19 protein-coding genes are annotated in these 22,879 nt (G+C 64.8%); 10 read left to right on the top strand and 9 right to left on the bottom strand.

Translation table 11 applies throughout. The features are described from left to right. Positions 1-47: 47 nt before the first annotated feature. From ptsP to tilS, 4 genes are all read left to right on the top strand, one after another. Positions 48-2,318, top strand: coding sequence for a phosphoenolpyruvate--protein phosphotransferase (gene ptsP / locus BG023_RS13850; RefSeq protein WP_190315780.1), 2,271 nt, complete (start codon positions 48-50; stop codon positions 2,316-2,318). A gap of 146 nt (positions 2,319-2,464) precedes the next feature. Then, entirely contained in the window at positions 2,465-3,433 is a 969-nt protein-coding gene (locus BG023_RS13845; protein ID WP_069310957.1) for a helix-turn-helix domain-containing protein, read from the top strand. 139 nt (positions 3,434-3,572) lie between these two features. Then, positions 3,573-4,631 carry a tetratricopeptide repeat protein gene (locus BG023_RS13840; protein ID WP_069310956.1) on the top strand — a complete coding sequence of 353 codons (1,059 nt, stop codon included), beginning with the start codon at positions 3,573-3,575 and terminating at the stop codon, positions 4,629-4,631. Positions 4,632-4,883: 252 nt separating this feature from the next. Further along, positions 4,884-5,888, top strand: coding sequence for a tRNA lysidine(34) synthetase TilS (tilS, locus tag BG023_RS13835; protein WP_069310955.1), 1,005 nt, complete (start codon positions 4,884-4,886; stop codon positions 5,886-5,888). Between the two features lie 7 nt (positions 5,889-5,895). Here tilS and BG023_RS13830 read toward each other — a convergent pair whose 3' ends face one another. Both BG023_RS13830 and rimO read right to left on the bottom strand, forming a co-directional pair. Continuing rightward, positions 5,896-6,453: a L,D-transpeptidase family protein gene (locus tag BG023_RS13830; protein ID WP_083234718.1), complete on the bottom strand. Its 558-nt coding sequence runs from the start codon at positions 6,451-6,453 to the stop codon at positions 5,896-5,898. An 84-nt stretch (positions 6,454-6,537) separates the two neighbouring features. Further along, positions 6,538-7,929, bottom strand: a complete 1,392-nt coding sequence (gene rimO, locus BG023_RS13825) for a 30S ribosomal protein S12 methylthiotransferase RimO (protein ID WP_069310954.1) — start codon at positions 7,927-7,929, stop codon at positions 6,538-6,540. A gap of 79 nt (positions 7,930-8,008) precedes the next feature. On the opposite strand from rimO, the gene BG023_RS13820 reads away from it, so the two are divergent. Genes BG023_RS13820 through BG023_RS13810 form a run of 3 tightly spaced genes read left to right on the top strand, consistent with a single transcriptional unit; the run spans position 8,009 to position 9,214 of the window. Beyond that, positions 8,009-8,248 (top strand): DUF6356 family protein, encoded by a 240-nt coding sequence (locus BG023_RS13820; RefSeq protein WP_069310953.1) that lies wholly within the window; start codon positions 8,009-8,011, stop codon positions 8,246-8,248. A 46-nt stretch (positions 8,249-8,294) separates the two neighbouring features. Then, positions 8,295-8,816 carry a hypothetical protein gene (locus tag BG023_RS13815; protein ID WP_069310952.1) on the top strand — a complete coding sequence of 174 codons (522 nt, stop codon included), beginning with the start codon at positions 8,295-8,297 and terminating at the stop codon, positions 8,814-8,816. Further along, positions 8,813-9,214: a DUF1761 domain-containing protein gene (locus tag BG023_RS13810; RefSeq protein WP_069310951.1), complete on the top strand. Its 402-nt coding sequence runs from the start codon at positions 8,813-8,815 to the stop codon at positions 9,212-9,214. The genes BG023_RS13815 and BG023_RS13810 overlap by 4 nt, the downstream gene beginning before the upstream one ends. A gap of 7 nt (positions 9,215-9,221) precedes the next feature. Here BG023_RS13810 and BG023_RS13805 read toward each other — a convergent pair whose 3' ends face one another. The 4 genes from BG023_RS13805 to BG023_RS13790 form a co-directional block, all read right to left on the bottom strand. Beyond that, positions 9,222-10,292, bottom strand: coding sequence for a potassium channel family protein (locus BG023_RS13805; protein ID WP_069310950.1), 1,071 nt, complete (start codon positions 10,290-10,292; stop codon positions 9,222-9,224). Next, positions 10,292-11,056: a 5'/3'-nucleotidase SurE gene (surE, locus tag BG023_RS13800; RefSeq protein WP_069310949.1), complete on the bottom strand. Its 765-nt coding sequence runs from the start codon at positions 11,054-11,056 to the stop codon at positions 10,292-10,294. Before surE ends, BG023_RS13805 begins: the two co-directional genes overlap by 1 nt. Then, entirely contained in the window at positions 11,056-12,501 is a 1,446-nt protein-coding gene (serS, locus tag BG023_RS13795) for a serine--tRNA ligase (RefSeq protein ID WP_069310948.1), read from the bottom strand. Before serS ends, surE begins: the two co-directional genes overlap by 1 nt. A 93-nt stretch (positions 12,502-12,594) precedes the next feature. Then, positions 12,595-14,919 (bottom strand): TonB-dependent receptor, encoded by a 2,325-nt coding sequence (locus tag BG023_RS13790; RefSeq protein ID WP_069310947.1) that lies wholly within the window; start codon positions 14,917-14,919, stop codon positions 12,595-12,597. Positions 14,920-15,040: 121 nt separating this feature from the next. On the opposite strand from BG023_RS13790, the gene BG023_RS13785 reads away from it, so the two are divergent. Together BG023_RS13785 and BG023_RS13780 are read left to right on the top strand one after the other, a co-directional pair. After that, entirely contained in the window at positions 15,041-15,682 is a 642-nt protein-coding gene (locus BG023_RS13785) for a TetR/AcrR family transcriptional regulator (protein WP_069311353.1), read from the top strand. Positions 15,683-15,731: 49 nt separating this feature from the next. Continuing rightward, complete coding sequence (locus tag BG023_RS13780; protein ID WP_069310946.1) at positions 15,732-16,409, top strand: Fe2+-dependent dioxygenase; 678 nt, start codon at positions 15,732-15,734, stop codon at positions 16,407-16,409. Here BG023_RS13780 and BG023_RS13775 read toward each other — a convergent pair. The 3 genes from BG023_RS13775 to BG023_RS13765 all read right to left on the bottom strand — a co-directional run bounded on the left by BG023_RS13775 (position 16,362) and on the right by BG023_RS13765 (position 21,798). After that, a complete protein-coding gene (locus tag BG023_RS13775) occupies positions 16,362-17,117 on the bottom strand; it encodes a hypothetical protein (RefSeq protein WP_233993018.1) in 756 nt (251 codons plus the stop codon). The genes BG023_RS13780 and BG023_RS13775 overlap by 48 nt on opposite strands. Positions 17,118-17,179: 62 nt before the next feature. Beyond that, the gene (locus tag BG023_RS13770; RefSeq protein ID WP_150122889.1) at positions 17,180-19,825 is read right to left on the bottom strand and encodes a M14 metallopeptidase family protein; all 2,646 of its coding nucleotides are present in this window, start codon (positions 19,823-19,825) and stop codon (positions 17,180-17,182) included. Between the two features lie 419 nt (positions 19,826-20,244). Continuing rightward, positions 20,245-21,798: a sulfatase family protein gene (locus BG023_RS13765; RefSeq protein ID WP_190315779.1), complete on the bottom strand. Its 1,554-nt coding sequence runs from the start codon at positions 21,796-21,798 to the stop codon at positions 20,245-20,247. Between the two features lie 199 nt (positions 21,799-21,997). Here BG023_RS13765 and BG023_RS13760 point away from each other — a divergent pair, with 199 nt between their 5' ends. Beyond that, positions 21,998-22,879, top strand: a complete 882-nt coding sequence (locus tag BG023_RS13760) for an alpha/beta hydrolase (protein ID WP_069310943.1) — start codon at positions 21,998-22,000, stop codon at positions 22,877-22,879.

The following is a 22,879-nucleotide window of genomic DNA, read 5'->3' as shown; positions in this document are numbered from 1 at the left end:
TTCGCGCTTTTGCATTTGCCGTGCGGAGTGAATAGACCCGCATGGTGATGACCGCTGCTGCTGCCGCCCGCCAGATCCTGACACGCCTGACCGAGGTCATGGCATCGCGCCTGCACGCGCAGGGCAAGCTCGATCAGGTGGTCGAGATTATCGGCGAATGCCTGTCGAGCGAAGTGTGCTCGATCTACCTTCTGCGCGAAGGCATGCTCGAGCTGTTCGCCACCCGCGGCCTCAACCAGAGCGCGGTCCACGTTACCCGCATGGCGATCGGCGAAGGGCTGACCGGCGCGATCGCGCAGAAGGTCGAGACGCTCAACCTCGCCGAGGCCAAGGCGCATCCCGACTTCCAGTATCGCCCCGAAACCGGCGAGGAAAAGTTCCACTCCTTCGCCGGAGTGCCGATCGTCTACCGCGAGCGCGCGGTCGGCGTGCTGTGCGTCCAGCATGTCGAGCCGCGCCGTTACGAAGAGGTCGAGATCGAGGCGCTGCAGACCACCGCGATGGTCCTCAGTGAACTGATCTCCAATGCCGAACTGGTCGACGAGGAAGAAGCGCGCGGGCTGACGCAGGAGCAGACCGGCCCGCAGACCCTCGCCGGGCTGACCCTCGTCAAAGGTCTGGCGGCCGGATACGCCGTCTACCACCAGCCGCGTGTCGAAATCACGCAGGTCATGGCCGATGACATTGAGGCCGAACGCCAGCGGGTCTACCGCGCCTTTGACCGGATGCGCGAACAGATCGACACGCTCGCCAGTCAGGCGGAATTCGGCGTGGGGGGCGAGCACGAGGAGGTGCTCGAGACCTACAAGATGTTCGCCTATGACGAAGGCTGGTCGCGCCGGATCAACGAGGCGATCGATAGCGGTTTGACCGCCGAAGCCGCGATCGAGCGCGTGCAGCAGCACACCCGGATGCGGATGCGCGAGATCGACGATCCGTTGCTCGCCGACCGGATGCACGATCTGGAAGACCTCGCAAACCGCCTGCTCCGCATCGTCGCCGGGCAGGTCGGAACGGCGGCGTCGCAAGGCCTGCGCCGCGATACCATCCTGATCGCGCGCAACCTCGGCCCGGCGGAATTGCTCGAATACGACAAGCGCCGCCTGAAGGGCGTGATCCTCGAAGAAGGCTCGCTCACCGCGCACGTCGTGATCGTTGCCCGCGCCATGAACGTGCCGGTGATCGGGCGGGCCAAGGGCGTGCGGACCACGGTACGGGAAGGCGACGAGATCCTGCTCGATGCCACCGCGGGCAGCGCCATCGTGCGGCCGCTGCCGCAGGTCGCCGATGCGTTCCAGGCGCGCTTTGCCAAGAGCCGCGAGAAGCAGGCGGTCTATGCGGCGCTGAGAGATGTCGAACCTTTCACCCGCTGCGGCACGCGCATTCAGGTGATGATGAACGCGGGCCTGCGCGACGATATGAGCGCGCTCGCCATGACCGGCGCGGACGGCGTGGGCCTGTTCCGCACCGAGTTCCAGTTCCTCGTGTCGGCCACCCTGCCGCAGCGCGAACGCCAGACGCGGCTCTATCGTGATGTGCTCGACGCGGCGGGCGACAAGCCGGTGATCTTCCGAACTGTCGATATCGGCGGCGACAAGTCGGTGCCCTACCTCGCCAGCGAGATTGCGGCGCAGGATGAAAATCCGGCGATGGGCTGGCGTGCGCTGCGCCTCGCGCTCGAACGCGAAGGGTTGATGAAGATCCAGGCGCGTTCGCTGCTCGAAGCGGCGGCGGGGCGCTCGCTCTATGTCATGTTCCCGATGGTGTCCGAGCCGTGGGAGTTCGATGCGGCCAAGGCGGTGTTCGACGAACAACTCGCCCATTTGCGCGGGCAGAAGAAGCTGCTGCCCGAGCGCATCCATTTCGGCGCGATGCTGGAAGTGCCAGCGCTTGCCGAAGTGCTCGATCTGCTGCTGCCCAAGCTGTCGTTCCTGTCGATCGGCACCAATGATCTCACGCAGTTCCTGTTTGCGGCTGACCGGGCCAATCCGAAACTGGCCGAGCGTTACGACTGGCTCAGCCCGTCGATCCTCCGGTTCCTGCGACGTGTCATACAGAACAGCATCGGCAGCGGCGTCGATATCGGCGTGTGTGGCGAGATGGGCGGGCGGCGGCTTGAGGCCTTGGCGCTGCTGGGCATCGGCTATCGGCGCCTCTCGATCACCCCGGCTGCGGTCGGGCCGATCAAGGAACTGGTGCGCAAGGTTGATCTGGCCGAACTTACGGCAGCAATGACCGCGTGGCTGGCCGAGCCGGGTCGCAACCTGCGGGCCGAACTGTCGGCCTGGGCCGATGCACGCGAAATCGAATATGATTGATGGCGAATGCGGCTGACTGTGTTCGCCATGCGTCGCAAGGAACGCAGGGCGCTTGACAGTGATGCCCTCGGCAGTCGACTTGAATGCAAGAGCAAAATGCGCTCACGCCAACACAAAAGCCCCGTTACAAGGGGCGGAGCCGGGTCATGAATAGCGAAGACGAAAGCAGCGCCGGAGCAGCGCAAGAGATGCCCCTTGCCGGAGTGGGCGGGCGGCTGCGCGCCGCGCGCGAAACGCGCCGTCTTGATCTCGAACATATTGCGGCTGAAACGCGCATCCCGCTGCGCCATCTCCAGGCGATCGAAAGCGGCAATTTTGAAGCTTTGCCCTCGCGCGCCTATGCCATCGGTTTCTCGCGCACCTATGCCAAGGCTGTGGGGCTGGACGAGGCTGCGATCACCGATGCGGTGCGCGGTGAACTGGCCAATGGCTCGATGCAGCGCGTCATTCCCACCTCCGGGATGGAGCCGGGCGATCCGGCGCGCCTGCCGTCGAGCGGTGTCGCCTGGGCTGGCGCGCTTGCCGCGCTGATCCTGGCGGTCGGCGCTTTTGCCTTCTACAACAGCTATTTCGGCGCCGGGACCGAACCCGGCTCGCTGCTCGCTCCCAAGCCCGCACCGACCCCGACCACTGCTGCCGCGCCCAGCCCGGCGGCAACCGCTGCGGTTCCTGCCGGCCCGGTCGTGCTGACCGCCACCGAGGACGGGGTCTGGCTGCGGCTTTATGAAGAAGGCGGCGAGCGGTTGTTCGAACGCGCCCTCAAGCGCGGCGAGAGCGTCACGGTTCCTGCTACGGCGGCCGATCCGCGTATCAATACCGGGAGGCCCGATGCGCTGGTCATCACCATCGGCGGGCAGGTGGTGCCGGGCTTAGCGGACCAACCGGTGACAATAGCCGGAGCCTCGGTCTCGGCGGCTGCGCTGGTCGCACGGACTGCGGCTCCCACGCCGGCTGTGACGAACTCGCCAGTGCCGACTGCAACGCGCGCTGCTGTCCGCCGTAACAGCACTTCTGCCGCACCCGCTCCGGTGCCTTCGGCAGCTCCCGCAGCCGATCAGGCACCTGCGCCGACCGAAACGTCGGCGCCTGCCGGAGCCGACCGCATCACCAATTGAGCGCGGCCTGCGCGCTTTTTCCAGTTGATTAGGGGCTTGCCGCTCTCGACTTGAGTCATGCGAGGGAGCAGGGATTCGCCTCACGTTCATGTGCGCTGCGACAAACCGGCGCGACCATTGCCAGGGAGCCTGACGAGCCATGACCACCGCCCTCCGGATCCTTCCTCTTCGATTTGCCGGCATAGCGCTCGCTGCCGCCGTGACCGTGACCGCCGCGCCTCCTGCGATCGCGCAGGATACCGCCGCCGAAGCGCGCATCCGCAAGATCGAATCCGAGATCCGCGCACTCCAGCGCAAGGTCTTCCCGGGCGGCGACGGGCGCTTCTTCGAGCCGCAGATCACGCCCGGCAGCACGCCCGCAACCACCGCCGCGCCTGCTGTCAGCACGCCTTCGACAACGGCGGTGACCGATATCCTCGTCCGCCTCGATGCGCTCGAAGCCCAGCTCCAGGCGCTCACCGCGCGTTCGGAAGAGCAGGCCAATGCTCTTGCACTGATGGAGCGGCGGCTCGCTGCACTCGAAACGGCGGCTGGTGCCCCGATGGTTCCTGCCGGCCTGGCCCCGACTCCGGCTCCGAGCACCACAGCCAGCCTGCCGCCGGCGACGACGACCACGACCTTCGCCATCACACCGCCTCCCACCACGCAGGCTCCGCCGCCGGTCGTGCGCGCTGTGACCGGCACCGCACCGGTGACGACTGCGCCGCCGCCGTCAACACCTGCCGCCACGCCGCCTGTCACCATCACCGCCGCGCCCAGTGCAACCCGGCTTGCCGCCGTGCAGGCAATCGCCAAGCCGCAGACGGCGGACGCGGGTGATGACGAATATTCCTATGGTTTCCGCCTGTGGAACGCGGGCTTCTATCCCGAAGCGCGCCAGCAGCTGACCAAGTTCGTCGAGCAGTATCCCAATCACGCACGGATCAGCTTCGGCCGCAACCTGCTTGGCCGCGCGTTCCTTGACGACAACATGCCCAAAGAGGCGGCGCAGTGGTTCCTCAAGAACTATCAGGCCAACAAGAGCGGTGACCGCGCGCCGGACAGCCTGCTCTATCTGGGCGTCTCGATGATCGCGCTGAAGGATACCAAGCGTGCCTGTATCGCGCTAGCCGAATTTGCTGAGACCTATCCGCTGGTCGCATCCGGGCGTCTCGCCAGCGATTATCAGGCCAACCGCGCCAAGGTGACGTGCAACTAGACCCTGTTTCAATTAGGTGGAAACATTCGCATCGTGTCAGAAGACCCGCTGGACAGGAGTGGCGCGCAGCAGGGGCTGGTTGCCCCTGCAAGTGCCGCGACGAAGCCAGCGGGTCTTCTGACACGACCCCGGAGGGGCGGGCCGATTTTGGCCCAGCGCCACGTTGCTCGTCGGTCACGATGGGCAAGCATCGCTCCCTCCTCGCGCCTCGCGCCGAGCCAAAATCGGCTCCGTGCCAATGCTTCCACCTAAATGAAACAGGGTCTTGAACCCGCCGCGCGCTTCGCCGCCGATCTTGCGGCGGTGTGGCCGGAGGACGAACGCTCCGGCTCGCTCGGGCTGGCGGTATCGGGCGGGCCTGACAGTCTCGCGCTGCTCTTGCTGGCCCATGCCGCGATGCCGGGGCGGATCGCCGTCGCCAGCATCGATCACGGTCTGCGCCCCGAGGCTGCCGGCGAGGTTGCGCTGGTAGAACGGGTGTCGGGAGAGCGCGGCATTCCCTTCACCCCGATCACGGTCAAGGTGGCGCCCGGCAATGTGCAAGCGCGGGCGCGTGAGGCCCGTTACGCCGCATTGGCGCAGTGGGCGCGCGCGCAAGGGCTGGGAGCAGTCGCAACCGCGCACCATGCCGATGATCAGGCCGAGACCCTGCTGATGCGGCTCAATCGTGGCAGCGGGCTGGCGGGACTGGCGGGTGTCCGAAGCCGTTCGACGATCGAGGACAGCGAGACCATTCTGCTGCGCCCCCTGCTCGGCTGGCGCAGGGTCGAGCTGGCCGAGGTCGTCGCCGCAGCGGGGATCACCCCCGCATACGACCCTTCCAACGCCAATGCCGATTTCGATCGCGTCCGCATTCGGCAAGCGCTGGCAGAGGCCGACTGGCTCGACCCGGTGCAGCTGGCCGCGAGCGCTGCCAATCTGGCCGAGGGCTGGCAGGCGCTCAGCTGGTATGCCGAGCTCGATTGGCACGAGATGGTGATGCGCGATCCCGACGCGCACGGCGGGCTCGGGTTCACCTATTGCGCCAACGTGCCGCGGGTGATCGCCATCGAAACGCTGCTGAGGATCATCGGCGAACTTGGCGGTCATGCCACGCGGGGCGAAGCTGCAAGAGCATGGGAGCGGCTGTGGGCGGGCGAGAATGCCTCGCTCGGCGGCGTGCTCGCGGTGCCTTCGGTCGAGCGGGTCGAGAAAGTGGGCGTGGCAATGCGCGTCTGGCGCTTCCGGCCCGAGCCGCCGCGCAGCGCAGGCCACTAGGCCAAATTCACATCACCTTGTCGCCGACTCCGATCATCCGGCCGCGGGTGATGATGACCTTGTCGCCGCGCTTGGCGGCGGCGAACAGCTTGGCGGCGAATTCATCCGGCACGCCCACACAGCCTTGGCTGGCATAGCCGTTGAGCACCGGCGAACCATGGATCGCGACGCCCTCCCATGTAAGCCGCAGCGTCCAGGGCATCGGTGCGTTATCATATTTCTCGGAGACGTTGTCGCGTTCCTTGGTCAGGATCGGGAAGGTGCCGAGCGGAGTCGGATGGGCAGGCGTTCCCAGCAATGCCACAGCCGTGCCGATCTCGTGCCCGTCGCGAAAGGCGCTGATCACGCGCGCTTCAAGGTCGACAGTGATCACGAGCTTGCCCGAAGCGGGAGCAGCGCTTTCGTCCCAGTACCAGTCGCCATAACGGATGGTGCCTTCGATCGGCAGGATCGATTTCACCACGAAGGGATCGCCGCCATTGGCCTGTGCGGCGGCAGGCATCGCCATCGCTGCAACAGCGGCCAGAACACTCAGCACCAGCGCGAAAGGACGGGTTCGGATCATGCCCGCGATTATGCCGCGTCTGCCGCAGCGTTACCAGCGGTTTACCATGCCGCGTCCCTCTGGGGGACGGGCAGGGGGCGCGGGTTAACGGCGCGTCGGCGCGATCACGCCGAACAGGTCGTGGGCGTCGGCATCCTCGATTTGGGCATGGACGATATCGCCCGGTGCCAGCGTGGCGGGGACGTTGCGCAGATAGACCGCACCGTCGATCTCCGGCGCATCGGCCTGGCTACGGCCGGTTGCGCCGATGTCACCATCCTCGTCCGGCTCGCCGACCTCGTCGATGATCACGGGCAATGTGCGGCCGACCTTGGCGGCGAGCTTGGCCGCGCTGATCCGCTCGGTCACTTCCATGATCCGGGCGTAGCGTTCTTCCTTCACTGCCTCCGGCACCTGATCGGGCAGGACGTTGGCCGCCGCGCCTTCGACCGGTTCGAACCGGAACGCACCGACGCGGTCGAGCTGCGCTTCTTCCAGCCAGTTGAGAAGGTACTGGAAGTCCTCCTCGGTTTCGCCGGGGAAGCCGACCACAAAGGAGCTGCGGATCGCGATATCCGGGCAGATTTCGCGCCACGACTTCAGCCGTTCGAGCACCTTCGCCTCATTGGCAGGACGCTTCATCAGCTTCAGCACCTTAGGCGCCGCGTGCTGGAACGGGATGTCGAGATAGGGCGTCAGCAGCCCTTCGGCCATCAGCGGGATGACCTGATCGACATGGGGGTAGGGGTAGACGTAATGCAGCCGCACCCAGGGCGTCTGTCCGTCCGGCGTGCGAAGCTGGCCCAGTTCGCGCGCCATATCGGTCATGTGCGCACGCACATCGCGGCCGTGCCATTGGCGTTGCTCGTGGCGGATATCGACCCCGTAGGCGCTGGTGTCCTGCGAGATGATCAGCAGTTCCTTCGTGCCCGCCGCGACCAGCTTTTCCGCCTCGCGCAGCACCGCATCGATCCGGCGGCTGGCGAGTTTGCCCCGCAGCGAGGGGATAATGCAGAAGGCGCAGGAGTGATTGCAGCCCTCGGAAATCTTCAGATAGCTGTAGTGCCGTGGCGTCAGCTTGATGTCGGTGTCGGACGGCTGCGGGATCAGATCGACAAACGGCCCCTGCGAAGGCGGGGCGTGGGTGTGCACGGCTTCGACCACCTGTTCGTATTGATGAGCACCTGTGACCGCGAGCACCTGCGGGTGGACGGCGCGGATCGCGTCGGCTTCCTCACCCATGCAGCCGGTCACGATCACGCGGCCGTTTTCGGCAATCGCCTCGCCGATCGCGGCGAGGCTTTCTTCCTTGGCGGAATCGAGGAAGCCGCAGGTGTTCACCAGCACCACGTCGGCGCCCGCATAATCCTCGGCGAAGGCATAGCCATCGGCGCGCAGGCGGGTGAGGATCCGCTCGGAATCAACAAGCGCCTTGGGGCAGCCGAGGCTGACCATGCCGATTTTCTTCTGGTCCGGGAGGATCGTGGGGGTGTTCATTTCGGCCGCGCCCCTACACTGTGTAGGCCGTTCGCGCTAGGCTTGACCGCAGGGGGGCTCTGCGGGCATCCATGCGGCCATGATCACAAGGCTTTTCATCGACCATCCGCGCGCCATCGGGGAGACCTATGGCCAGCACGCCCGCACCGCTCTCAGCTTCGGCTGGCGCATGATGGTGGGCGGCATCGCCTGCATGGTTCATGCCGTGGTTCCGGGCCTGTTCGTCAAGACTGCAAGCCGCACGGTGGTGCAGCTCGATGCCGAAATGCGCGGCCGCAAGGCAACGCCGGCCGAAGAAGAATTCGCCTACGTCATTTAGGCGGCGCCGGCTACACTCCGGGCGCGTCTTGGGTTAGACACCGGTCATGCAGATCGCGATCACCAAGGGCGCAGCGCAGGATCATGTCGCGGTGACGCGGGCTGACGGCTCGCAGGCAGCCTTCGCCTTTCCCAAGAAAGGCCCCTATCCACACGACGCGTTCCACTACTTCATCGAACGCGAACTGGGCATGAATCAAGGATTCTGGGGGCTTGTGGCGAGCGGGATGGAGCCGGATGCGGTGCAGGCGCTCGCGCTGGCGGGCGGCCATGCTAGCGCCAAGCGGGCGGCGGCCCCTGATGCCGGCATCGTCGAACTCTTGCAGGCCGAGCGGCTGGTCGAATGCTTCGAGGCTGCCAGCTGGGGCGGCGGCGCGGACGACCCGGCGATCATGGCCATGGCTGAACCGGCATGGGCCACCTCGCACGTGTCCGTGCCTCAAGGTGTGCCCGAACGGCTTGGCGCTATCCGTGGTGCGATCGATGAATTCTGCGACCAGTGGGCAGCTGCGCCTGAGGGCGCGATGTTCGTGCTGGAATGGCCGGACGGCAAGGGAGACCGGGCATGAGTGATTTTGCCTTGTGGCCAGTGCTGGCCGGGACCGCGGCCTTCTTCGCGGTTGGCGCGATCTGGTATGGTGTGGTGTTCGGCACGCCATGGCAGCGCGCTGCCGGCCTTTCGAACACCCAGCTGCGGCAGGGCAACATGGGCGTGATCTTCGCGCTGTCCTTCGCCCTCGAAATGCTGATTGCGATGGTGCTGTGGCACCTCATCGCCCGCACCGACCCAGCGCCCCATGTCGTGATGATGATGGCAATCGGTTTTGCGGTTGGCGTGATGATCCCGTCGATCGGGATCAATTACCTCTACCTCCGAAAGCCGCTGGCGCTGTTCTTGATCGATGCCGGCCATTTCCTTGTCGGCATGGCAGCGATGGGGGCTGTGTTCGTGTGGTTCAGGAGCTGAGCGCGGCCTAGGCTTGTTCGCTGCCTGCTGTCGGGACGATCTCCACCACCACGTCTCCCGGCTGGAGTGTCTTGCACTCGTCCTCCCAGAAGCCGATGGGCCGGCCGTCGCGATAGACGCGCAGGCCCTGACCGCCGCTTTTGAGATTGTCGATCGAACAATCGCATTCGTCCGGACCGATCACCCGCTCGACCAGTTGCACCCGGCCGCCAACGCTGGCGAGATCGGCGAGATAGTCGGCGATGTGCGCGCCTTTGACGCTACCGGCGAGCAGCAGCCCGGTAAAGCGCACCGGGTTGATGACAATATTCGCCCCGGCTTGCCGCGCGAGCAGTTCGTTATCGTCGGCGCGCACCACCACGCTGATCGGCACATCGGGGGCAAGGTGCCGCACAGTCAGCACAATCAGGATCGAGGTATCGTCGCGTCCAGCCGAGACCAGCACGCTTTGCGCCTCGGCAATCCGGACTGATTTGAGCGTCTCGTCGCGGGTCGCATCAGCGGCCATCACATTGACGCCAAGCTTCTCTGCCTCGGCGAGGCGATCCTGGGACGGATCGATCACTACGATGCTGCGCGGTTCGACCCCGCGCTCGATCAGTTCGCCCACGCTCTGCGAGCCGGACACGCCGTAGCCCAGCACCACGACATGACCGGTGAGCTGTTCCTGAATCCGGGCCATGCGCCATTTCTCCCAGCTGCGCTTGATGACGAAATCGTAGGCCGCGCCCACGAAGATGAATAGCACGGCGATGCGTACCGGCGTGACGATCACCGCCTCGATCAGCCTCGCCCGGTCGGTGATCGGCGCGATGTCGCCGAAGCCAGTCGTGGTGATGCTGATCATGGTGAAATAGACCACATCGATGAAGCTGATGTGGTTATCGTAATTGTCCTTCAGCCCCGCACGATCCCACCAGTGGATCGCGATCACCAGCAGGATCAGGCCGAGGGCAAGCCCCATGCGGATGCCGAGATCACCCCAGACGGGGATCTTCACCTGCCGCCGCAAGGGCTGGAACTGGTCGGCCAGCCGCGGCTTGCGCTTGAACGGGTTGCGGCTGGCTGCGTCCGGCATCAGTCGCCGAACCGTTCGGCAAGGATGCCGATGGTCGAATAGTGGGTGAGGTCGAGCTGCAGCGGCGTCACCGCGACATAGCCTTCCTCGATCGCTTCGAGGTCGGTGCCGTGGTCGAGCGTGTGCTCGATCTGGTCGAGCCCGAACCAGAAATAGCGATAGCCGCGCGGGTCACGCCCTTCGACGATGGTGCCGCGCGAATAGTCGTGGAAGCCCTGACGCACGACCCGGATGCCCTTCACGTCCTCGGCCGCAATTGCGGGGAAGTTGACGTTGATCAGTGTGCGGTCGGCCATCGGCGCGTCGATCAGCTTGGCGAGGACCTTCGGCCCCCACTCCAGCGCCGCGCCAAAGGGCACGTCATCGCCCATGCCTTCGCGTGCATAGACCTGGCTGAAGGCGATCGAACGGATGCCCGCCAGCGCGCCCTCGATTGCGGCCGAGACAGTGCCGGAATAGGTGATGTCGTCGGCCAGGTTGGCACCCCTGTTGACGCCCGACAGGATGATGTCGGGCGCGCCGTCCATCACCGTGCGCAGCGCCATCATCACGCTATCGGTCGGCGTGCCGGTCACGGCAAAGCGCCGCTCGCCGAGCTTCTGGAGCCGCACGGGGCGCGTCAGCGTGAGCGAGTGGCCCGCGCCGGACTGTTCCTCGGACGGCGCACAGATCCAGATATCGTCCGAAAACTGGCGCGCGATCTGCTCCAGCACCTTTAGGCCGGGGGCGTGCACGCCGTCGTCATTGGTGAGGAGGATGCGCATCAGGCGATGGGCTCCAGCCGGGTGACGCCGCCCATATAGGGCAGCAGTGCCGCGGGCACCGTCACCGAGCCATCCGCGTTCTGATAGTTCTCGATAACCGCCACCAGCGTGCGCCCGACCGCGAGGCCGGAGCCGTTGAGGGTGTGGACGAACTGGGTTGTCTTCTGCTCGCCCGCCACGCGGTAGCGGGTGTTCATGCGGCGGGCCTGGAAGTCGCCGGTGTTCGAGCACGAGCTGATCTCGCGGTAGGCACCCTGTCCGGGCAGCCAGACCTCAAGGTCATAGGTCTTGCGCGCGCCGAAGCCCATGTCACCGGTGCACAGCAGCAGCTTGCGATAGGGCAGGTTGAGGCGCTCGAGGATCGTCTCGGCAGCGCGGGTCATCCGCTGGTGTTCGGCCTCGGAATCTTCCGGGCGCACGATGCTGACAAGCTCGCACTTTTCGAACTGGTGCTGGCGGATGAACCCGCGCGTGTCACGCCCTGCTGCGCCCGCTTCCGAGCGGAAGCACAGGGTGAGCGCGGTGAGGCGCATAGGGAGCGCGGCCTCGTCGAGAAGCTCGCCCATGACGCTTGCGGTGAGGGAGACTTCCGAGGTGGGGATGAGCCAGCGGCGCGTTAGCTCGGGTCTTTCATATTTTTCACGCCAGCGCTCTCGAACTCGATCAACCGATTGTTGAAAGGTTTGCTTTCTAACTTCTTCCAGCAGATGGGGATCGTCAGCAAGTATTTCCGCAGCAACTTCTTCAAACATGGTGTTTAGCCACTTCGAGTAGCTGATGTTTGTTTGAAAGCTGTCGTCCGCAAATTTTGGCAGCTTGTCGGTGCCATACATGGCGTCGTCGCCCACCAGCACCGGCGGGTTGCATTCGGCATAGCCATGCTCGCCGGTCTGCACGTCGAGCATGAACTGGCCGAGCGCGCGGTGAAGGCGGGCCATTCCGCCCTTCAGGAAGGTGAAGCGTGCGCCGGAGAGCCGGGCGCCGGTCTCGAAATCCATGCCAAGCGCAGGCGCGATGTCAGCGTGTTCGCGGGGCGTGAAGTCAAAGGCGCGCTTCTCGCCCCATTCGGCCTCGACCCGGTTGTCCTCCTCGCTTGCGCCATCGGGCACGTCCGCGGCGGGCAGGTTGGGGATAATCTCCAGCGCCGCCTTGAGCTTGCCCGCCAGCTCCTCGGCGCGGGCTTCCATTGCGGGCATAGTGTCCTTGAGCGCAGCGACTTCGGCCTTGATCGCCTCGGCACCGTCCTTGTCGCCCTTGGCTATTGCGGCACCGATCAGCTTCGAGGCCTCGTTTCGGCGGCTCTGCGCCACCTGCACTTCGGTCACTGCCGCGCGGCGTTCCTCGTCAAGCGCGATCAGTTCGGCAGCGAGCGGCGCGAGGCCGCGGCGGGCGAGGCCGGCGTCAAAAGCTTCGGGGTTGTCCCGGATCAGGCGGATATCATGCATGGCCCGCGCCTATGCCTGCTCAGGCGAGCCAAGGAAAGAGGGAAGGGGCGGCGGTGAGCGTTCGAGAGAGGCCGCCGCCCCTTCGGGGGAGGGTCAGAAGTTGACCTGCGCGGTCACGAAGATGCGCCGCGGATCGCCATAGAAGCCGGTCAGCGTGCCTTCGCGGCCCAGCGTCGAGACGAACGGCGTGCCCGGAGGCGTACCGCCCGCAACGAAGTTGTAGCCCGCCACGATGTATTCCTTGTTGAACAGGTTCTTGCCGTGCAGCCCGATCGAGAACAGGCCGCTGTCGACAGTGTAGACCATGCTCGCATCGACCAGCACGAAGCCGTCCTGATCGAGGAAGGGGTTGGGCACTTCGAACTGGCTGGCATCGGAACGCAGCGATGCGGTGCCGATGAAGTCCAGCATCCCGTCCGCCACCGGCAGGCCCATGTTGAAGCCCATATGCGCGGTCACATCCGGGGTGTTCTGGAACACGCGCTGGTCGGCGACATCGACGCCGAAGGCGTTGATGAAGGTGTTGAACTTGGCATCGAGCACACCCAGCGACCAGTTGACGCTAAAGCGGCTGCCGTCGCCGGCGAAGTCCTTGCCGACCAGTGCGTTGCCTTCGAACTCGATCCCGTTGACGTCGGCATCGGCGGCGTTCGAAGTGATGCCGATGAAGCTTTCGTTCACCCCGTCGCCGTTGGCGTCAAAGCCGACCGACCCGGGTATTTGCACGTCCTTGTACTGCGCCACGAAGCCCGCAAGGCTGATGTTCACGCGGTTGTCGAGCAGCGAGGCCTTCCAGCCCAGCTCGAAGCTGTCGACCGTTTCGGGGTCGAACGCCATGAAGTCGAACACTTCGTCCGCGGTGCAGGCCCCGCCGCGGCTGTTGCGGCACGCGGTGGTCTGGCCGCGCGGATCGAACCCGCCGCCCTTGAAGCCCTGCGAATAGGTGAAATAGAGGTTGTGATCGGCATTGGGCTGCCAGCTGATCGAGGCACGCGGGTTGAAATCCTTGAAGGTGGCGCTGCCGTTGAAGTTGCTGGTCACCGCGATCGGCACGCCCGTCCCGCCGAACAGGTTCGAGAACCCGCCGAGGAACGTGGTGCGCAGCACGCGGCTGGTGCGCTTGTCGTTGGTGTAACGCCCGCCGACCGACACGCTGATGGTGTCGGTCAGATCATAGGTGAAATCGCCGAACACCGACCAGGTTTCGGTATCGACATCGCCCAGTGTCTGCGCGGTTAACCCGTTGAGGGTAGTGAACAGCGCCACGTCGAAGGCGGTGAAGGCGTTGGCATCGAGGTAATAGAACCCGAGCACGCCCGACAGGCTGTCGCCTTCATAGAGCAGTTGCAGCTCCTGGCTCAGCTGGTCGTTCTCGTAGATCGCCGGCACGTCCAGATCGACGGCGGCGAGGCTGTCGAAGTCGATCGGGGTAGTCGAGGAGTCCTCGCGGTAGCCGGTGATCGATTTCAGCGTGATCGTGTCGGATACTTCGAGCGCGATATTGAGCGCGCCGCCATAGGCCTCGACTTCCTGATCGACGATGTTGAGACCCGCACGGGTATCGAACACATCGTCCAGCACCGGCGCGCCGCTCACGAGGCCGGGGATGAAGCGGTGGCCCTGACGCGCCTCGCTGTTGTCCTTCACGTAATCGCCCGAGAGGCGCACATTCAGCGGCCCGTTGTCGAATTCGATCGTCCCGCGCGCGGCCCACACGTCCTTGTTGTAGTTTTCGGTGCCGAGCGTGAGGTTGTCGCCAAAGCCGCCGCGTGAAAGCCGCGCGCCGCTCGCGCCGATCTTGAGGCTGTCTGAAATCGGCGTCGAGGCGCTGACGATCAGATCGGCCTGATCATAGGAGCCATAGGTGCCGCGCACCATCAGGCTGGTGTCGTCCGGCAAAGCGGCGGTGACATACTTGATCGCCCCGCCGATGGTGTTGCGACCGTAGAGCGTGCCCTGCGGCCCGCGCAGCACTTCGATGCGCTCGACATCGTAGATATCGAGCACTGCGGCCTGCGGGCGGTTCAAGTAGACGTCGTCGATATAGAGGCCGACGCCCGCTTCGAATCCGGCGACCGGATCCTGCTGGCCGACACCGCGGATGAAGGCGGTGAGGGTGGTGTTTGTTCCGCGGCTCACCTCGAGCGTGATGTTCGGCACCTGCTGGGCGATCTGGGTCAGATCCTGGATGCCTTGCTGGGCGAGCGCTTCGCCGGTGAGCGCGGTGACCGACAGCGGCACATCGATCAGGCGCTCTTCGCGGCGGCGTGCCGTGACGATGATGACGCCTTCTTCCGCCTGTTCACCGACGCTGGCGGTATCGTCCACCGCATCCTGCGCCATGGCGGGCGCGGCAAAGGTGGCGATTCCGGCGCAACCGGCCAGCAGCAATGCGCGGCTGTAGAATGTCTTGGTCATGGGGTTTGGTCCTCTCCTGCCCTCGTATGGGAGGAGTGATATTGAAAGTTGAACCATGTTTCAAGTTTTGACTTGTGCCTGACCCTTGCGCGGCTTACCGAAAGCGTGGAGGGAGATGCTGATGGGCAACACTCAGGGCAACGCGGCGGAGGTCGCACCGGTCGCGGGCAGCGACCCCAAGGCACCGCGCACCGAGCGCGGCCGCCGGACCTTGCGCAAGTTGCTCGATGCCGCTGCCGAGGAGTTCGGCGAGAAGGGCTTTCACGAAGCCTCGGTCAGTTCGATCACCCGCCGCGCGGGCGTGGCGCTGGGGAGCTTCTATACCTATTTCGATAGCAAGGACGCGCTGTTCCGGGCGCTGGTCGCCGACATGAGCGAGAAGGTGCGCACCAGCGCGCGCTCGGCGCTGCATCAAGGCATGGGCGCGCTCGAAATCGAACGCGCGGCGCTCGCGGCATTCCTGCGCTTCGCGGCCGAGCACAAGGAAGTCTACCGGATCATCGATGAAGCGGAATTCGTCGATCCGGCGAGTTACCGCGAACACTACGAAACCATCGCGGCGCGCATCCACGATCGCCTGCGGGCGGGAAGCGCGAGCGGCGCCTTCCGCGACGGGCTGGGCGAGCTTGAGGCCTGGGCGTTGATGGGGATGAACGTCTTTGTCGGCCTGCGCTATGTGGTGTGGGGCAATGCCGAGCTGACCCCCGAGGATGTCGCGGCCGGGGTCAACCGCCTGCTGGCCGAAGGGATCGCCCGCCGCTGATACGCGCGCCGCTTTCCTTGGGTGGCCTCCCGCGATACAGCCCGCAGCCATGATCCTGGTCATCAACGCTCTCGACGATCCCGAACACCTCGCGGCGCTGCGCGAACGCATCGCCATGCTCGAATGGCGCGACGGGCGCGAGACTGCCGGTTCGGTGGCGCGGCAAGTCAAGCGCAACGAGCAGGCGGCGATGGATACCCCCGAAGGGCGGCGGATGCAGGACGAGCTCCTCCCGATCGTCGCAGAGCATCCGGTGGTCAGGGCCGCTGCCCAGCCGCGCCGCTTCTCTCCGCTGCTGATCAGCAAGACGGGCGTTGGCGGCGGCTACGGCGCGCATGTCGACAACGCTTTGATGGGGACGGGTAAGGCCCGGATCCGCACCGACCTGTCGTTCACGCTGTTCCTGTCATCTCCCGACGAATATGACGGCGGCGAACTGGCGATCGATGCGTCCGGCATGACGCAAGAGGTCAAGCCAGAGGCAGGGCAGCTGGTGCTCTATCCGTCGACAAGCATCCACGAAGTAAGGCCGGTGACCCGGGGCGAGCGGATCGTGTGCGTTGGCTGGATCGAAAGCCTGATCACCGATCTCTCACAGCGGGAAATGCTGTTCGATCTGGAAAACCTGCGCGCGTCATTGCGCGCGAGCTTGCCTGCTCAATCGGCCGAATTGCTGACGCTAGACAAGACCATCGCCAACCTGTTGCGGATGTGGGCGCACCCCTGATGGCTTGGGCGCGTTGGCGCGTTTGCCCTTGATGGTGAAGTAGAGGATCAGGCTGACCCCGATCACGCTCGGCCCGGCCCAGATTGCGGGGTTAAAGACGTGTTCGGGGATCAGCCGGATCAGCCCGACCGAAAGGAACGCGGTGTAGGCGGAAATCCCCATGCCGATCAGCGCGCGGAAATGTTCGCCGACGTGGGTGCCGCGCGGAAAGTCTGCCGCCCGCCAGATGTAACGCTGCTGGATCAGCATTGCGACGATGCCGATGAAGGCGACCAGCACCATCAGCGGGTGTCCGACCTTGACGCCGAAATAGCCGCACCAAGCCCCCGTCGTCACCACCGCCACAATCATCGCCTGATAGCGCAGGCCGCGCAGTGCTGTGCGGTCGCGCGCGTGGCGAACCACCGCCAGGCCATAGTCGACAAAGCCGATGGTGAGCGTGCCGAGATAGAGCATCATCCACCCGAACAGGCCGTCGAACAGCGTCCGGTCGGCGATTTCCGGGTGGCGGTATTCCGGCCCGTAGAGCGACAACAGGGCCATCGCGATCGCCAGCGCGCCCGCGCCCAGAAAGCCGTAGCAGGCCGCCTTGCCCCACTTGCGATGATTGGCCGCGCCCTTGCGCGTGGCGATGGGGCCCCAGAATGCGGTCAGCCCCACCACGCCGGTGATGACGTGACCCACAACAATGACTTCGAACAGCGTCATGCAAGCCAGCATGACACATTAAGTGTCCAGTTCCTAGATCATCCTCGAGGAGCGTCAGCGCATCATCGCACCCGTGACGGGGCGACCAGCACCGCATTGGCAATCATCAGATCGAGCCCTTCGAGATAGGCGCGGGTCGAGGGATCATGCGCAAAGCCGATCACCAAGCCGCGGCCCTGCGGCTGGGCCATCAGGTAGGGCTTGTAGGCGAGCTGGCGGCGGTTCTCGTCCCACACATAGCCGCTGGCGATCAGCTTGCCGGGCGCAGCGAAGCGCAGCACGTTGAAACCCTGTGCCCGATCGAGCGGGGTGAAGATCTGCGTCCCCGTCGCCAGCACCACTGCGCCATCATCATAGCCGGCCGAAAGGAAGTGATCCGGATCGGCGACGGTATTGAGCAGAGCGCCCGGCAGAGTATCGGGCAGGGCCTGCTCGTCCTTGATCGCCTCGCGATATTCGGCATCGCTGGTGATTTCGCGGGCGGCTGCAAGGCTGCCCTTGTCGCCGCCTGCCGCTGAAGGTTCACGCCCGAGCGCTGCCTCGCGCTTGACCGCGAGCAGCGGATTGTCGCCGCTGCTGAAGGCTTCGAGGCTCTCGCCCACCGCCACCAGCACCCCGCCGCGCTGGACGAAGCTGCGGAGTGCGCGCTGCCCGCCGTCGCCCAGAGCCGCCGCAGGGTCGCCCTCGGGCATCAGCACCACGTCATAGTCCGATAGGTCGGTCCGGCCGAGGCGGCTGGTGCGGATCGGCACCACCGGCAGGCCGAGCCGCTGTTCAAGCACATAGCGCATCGCGCCGGCGCTAAGCTGCGAGGTGCCATCGTCCCACGCCATCGCGACGCGGGGCAAGGTCAGGCGGACGAAGTGTTCGCTGCCGAGGTTCGGGCCGCTCTCAACCCAGCCGCTGTCCAGCGCCGCAGTCTCGGCGCCGACCGTGCGGGCGAGTTCGGCGAGGCGTTCCATCTTGGCGGGCGTGTTGGCGCCGGTCGGGAACACCACGGTGCCGCGCGGGAAGGTGCGGCCCGCCGTGACAAACGCGCGGTCGGTCACGCGCCCCTCGATCCCTTCGCGCAGTGCGAGTGCGACCAGTCGCGCCTGACCGCTATCGGTCCACGGCACGGCGATAGCAAAGGTGCCGCTGCCGTCCTGCTTCGGGGCGATCGGGGCATCGGCGCGCAGGGGCTCACCGGTTGCCGCGCCAGCGCAGAGGGCAACGTCAACGCCGGCCATCGGCCCGACCGACCAGGCGGTCACATCATAGAGTTCGTGCGGCAAATCCTGCGACCGGCGGCGCTCCTGCTCAGCAAGGAAATCGGGCGGCAGCGGGGTATCGCGGTCGAGCAGGCTCTTCACCAGACGCGCGGCGGGCTGGGCCTGCGGCACGGCCAGATAACCCGCCGGATAGGACTTGCCGCACAGCGTTGCTGCCCCATCGCGGCGCAGCACGGTGATGCCCTGTTCGGCAAGGCGGCGGCCCAGCCTTTCGGCATTCCAGCGCCGCTTGGCGAGATCGATCACATAGCTCCCGCGTCCCGCAGCCCCGCTTGCATTGCCGCTGCGATAGGCGGCAAAATCGCTGAGGAAGCGCGCCGGATTGTCGGCCACAGCGGAGGCAGTCGCAAGACTGGTGGTGAAGTGGTTCATCACCCCGTCGGCATAGGTCAGCTCGGTCCCGTCGCGCCGCGCGAATACCAGCCCGCGCGCCGACCCCTGCTCATATGTCGAGCCGATCGCGCCCTGATGCGCGTTCCACGTATCGCCATAGCCGGGGTAGAACAGGTCATAGACCTCGCGGGTGAAATAGGGCTCGCCGCGTGCATCGAAGGCGGCGGCATTATAGCGGCCGATCAGCTCGTAGGCGCGGACCTGCGCGGCCGAGAGATTGGGGTTGAAGGGCTGGGCTGCGGGGGTAAAGAAATAGGTCTCGTCCCCGCCCATCTCGTGAAGATCGACCACGACGACCGGGTTCCACTGCCGGATCGCCGCGACCTTGCCGCGGGTTTCGGGCTGCGAAAGCGTGAACCAGTCACGGTTCAAATCGAACATGTAGTGATTCACCCGCCCGCTCGGCCACGGCTCGTCATGCTCGGCGGCCTGCCGGTCGGCGGCAGGCACGATCCCGGTCGAGGCGAGGAAGTTGTTCATGAACCGCGCCCGCCCGTCCGGGTTCTGCATCGGATCGATCACAACGATCGTTTCCGCCATGATCTTTGCGGCGCGCGCATCGTCCTTCACGGCGAGCAGGTGGTATGCGGTCATCAGCGCGGCATCGGTCGAGGAAATCTCGTTGCCGTGCACACCATAGGCGAGCCAGGTGACCGGGCGCGCGGTGCCATTGCCGGGCCGTCCGGCGGCGATGTTGGCCATGTCGGCCTTGATGGCATCAAGCCGCGCGATGTTCTCGGGCGAAGAGAGGATCAGGTAATAGAGCGGGCGGCCTTCCCATGTGGTCGCATATTGCACCAGCTTCGCACGCTCGGGCGCGGCCTCGGCGATCGCCTTGAGATAGGAATAGGTCTGATCGGGCGTCGTGATGCGCGTGCCGGGGGCATGGCCCACTGTCGCGGTGAGCGTCGGGATGGCGGGATCGAAGCTGCCCTCGATAAAGGACTGCGCCTGCGCCGGTTGCACCGCAGCCCAGACCATCGCCAGACCCGCGAGCCAGCGGCCCATCATTCCGATACGCATAGTGATTCCCCGATTGGCCATGACGGCGCGTGACGCCCATGCCTTGCCGCGAATTCGCGAGGCCGGTCAAGCGGGGAGGGGTGAATGACGAAGGTCGGCGCGCTAATCCCGCTGGGCCAAGGCGGTGGAATTCGCTAAGCTCACCACAACACTTGCCAACTACAAGGCTATGCGCTGCGCGCTCTTTTGCCACCCGAAGCTGGAGCAGGTGATCGTCGCCTTCTCTGAAGGGAGTTTGACCAACACACTCCCCCCGCCATCAAACTTGCTCTGTACTGTCTACACTTCATGGAACTGGAGCGCGTAGGCGGATCTGACCATGAAGAGGTTGCCACTGACGGCCTCTAATATGCCGGGGCAACCTCAATCCTGGCAATGCATTGCCTTACGGACATCATCACCCCGATTGAATATTTTCTCGGTCAAGGCTGGCGAGCAAGCTATTGATTTTGCTTTTTGAGGAACAATTGACGGTTAGCCCGCGCGCTGCCCGCAATGTTATCTGGCCGCTTCCATTGCAGCCGCATCGCCCGCTCCTGTGCGGCATCATTCAGGCGGCGCATAAAAGTGCGGAGTTTCGCCTGATCGCTGCGAACATCGAAGGCCTCGAGCAGATAGTCATCGGTTCTGAGCATCTGGGCCCGCATCGCTTGCCGGAATTCCTCAAGCACCCCGGCATAGGCGGGGAGACCCGCAAGATTGACGAGGCAATCGGGATCAGTCTGCAAGTGACACAATTCCTCAACGGGCGGCCCCAGATAGTAGTCTAGGCGCGCCTTGATCGCAGGATCGGCGGGCGCATTGCGCACCATTTGGCGATAGGACTGGTGGTTCATATCGTCGTTCTTGATTGCGTGCTCGCCATCGGACCAGGCATTGAAGACATAGAGCCAGTCCTGTCCGATCGTGGCTCTCATTGGCACGGGATAGCCTCTGGCATTCTCGTCAAAGCTGCCAAACACATAGGGTGGCGGTGGCGATGAAGGCGCCAGTAACGACCTGCCGAGATAGCGAGGTCCGGCCGGCATACTGACGCCCGCTGCCTCCAGAACGGTGGGCATCAGATCGACGGCTGAAACGAGGCCGGCCTCGGCACTGCCGGGTGTGATCCGGCCCGGCCACTGCATCACAAGCGGCGTCTTCAGGCTGTTGTCGTAGACGGACGATTTGGCGAATGGGAACGGCATCCCATGGTCAGACAGGAAGATGACCAGCGTATTTTCCTCGAGACCGCTTGCCCGCAGTGACGCCATGATTTCGCCAACGGTGTCGTCTGCGCGTCTGACCGAATTGAAGTAGTTGCGCACATCCCTTCGGATGCCCAGAAGATCAGGCAGAAAGGCCGGAACGGGGACTTCGGATTCGGCGATGATCCGGCTGGGGAGATAGGTATCAGCCCTCGATGCCTTGGCCGCGTCATCATTGAAGTTCGGCTTGTGGGGATCGGCGATGTTGACCACCAGATAGAAGGGTTTTTGTGCAGTCCGCGCCGCCTCGAAAAAGCCAGCGCTGGCCTTGCCCATCTTGCGGGCCGAATATTTCCCCGCAGCTCCGAGCTCCTTTCGGATATCCCAATATAGACGGTGGTCGGGTGAGGCGTTGGTGTCGTCAGATTTGTTGATCACGCCGGTGAAATAGCCTTGCCGTCGCAGTTCGGACGCGATCGAGGGCGTGTCACGATCGTCAATGTAGAAAAAGCCGGTCGCACCGGTCTGCTGCGGATAGAGGCCGGTCTGGAGGGCGACGCGTGAGGGCGAGCAGTTCGATGCGGTCACGTAGGCGCGATCGAACCTGCGGCCATTGCGGGCCAAAGCGTCGATATTTGGGGTGATGTCATTGACCGGGCTGCCGAATGCACCGACCGAGTTCCAGTTCATGTCATCGACCGTGATGATGAGGATGTTGACGCGGCTCGCATCAGGCTGGTCGGCAACGGCAAGCGTGGCGCCAAAGATCGCGATCGCAAGCGCAATAAGACGGGCAAGAAACGTCATGGCGTTCTCCATTGCAATGCAGGCACGCAGCACCTCAAAGTCCGCTGGTTAAAAGCGAAGCGATTGCGAAAGACGCCGGCTACGCTAGCCCCCATTGCCGATCTTGCTGCAAACCCGCATAGTATGCTGAGGAAAGTAAAGCGGGCGTGGTCCGGGCTTGGGGGCAGGATCGATAATGTCATTGAAACGGTCTGCCGGAATGCTTGTAATCGCTTCCGTTCTGCTCGGCTGCGCGGCGACGCGCGCAGAGCCGGGGGGAGAGGGCGACGTTGTCTCCGCGCCGACGCCGATAGAAGCAGCGACCGTCGAGCCCCAGCTGATTGGCTACAAGTCGACTGCAAGCCGCGAACTCTTTCTGCATGTTTTCAACCCTGATGCGGCGGCTTTTCCTGGCACAAGACCCGCGATCATCTTCTTCCACGGCGGAGGGTGGGTCGAAGGCAATGCGCAGATCATGTACGATCAGGCGCGGCATCTGGCGGAACAGGGCATGGTCGCTATCTCTGCGGATTATCGCCTTGAACAGACCGACGGTACCGACCCGCGCACCGCACTGGCGGATGCCATATCGGCAATGCGCTATGTGCGGACCCATGCCAGAGCATTGAAGATCGACCCCGAACGTATTGCCGCCGGCGGCGGATCGGCCGGCGGGCACCTCGCCGCTGCGCTGGCGACTTCCCACGGGTTCGAGGATCCGGACGAAGCCAGCGAAGTGACCTACCGTCCTTCTGCGCTCGTGCTTTTCAATCCGGTGATCGACAACGGGCCTAACGGTTATGGTTTCGAGCGGGTGTCCGCATATTGGCGCCAATTCTCGCCGGCCCACAATATCACGCGCGGCCACCCACCCACGATCATCATGCTCGGCACGAACGATCAGCTTATCCCGGTCGCAACGGGCGAGGCCTATTGCGACAAGGTACGTGCGGCCGGATCGGGGTGCCAGTTGCATCTCTATGAAGGTCAGCCGCACGGCTTCTTTAGACAGAGCCGATCCAAGCTCTATTACCGCAAGACGCTGGACGCGATGGACGCGTTCCTTGCCGCGCTCGGCTATATCGCCCGAAACGACGGGTAA

The sequence above is a fragment of the Porphyrobacter sp. LM 6 genome, assembly GCF_001720465.1.
In the GTDB taxonomy this organism is placed as follows: domain Bacteria; phylum Pseudomonadota; class Alphaproteobacteria; order Sphingomonadales; family Sphingomonadaceae; genus Erythrobacter.
The sequence above is the reverse complement of the archived record's forward strand: the minus strand, read 5'-3'. Positions and strand labels throughout refer to the sequence as shown.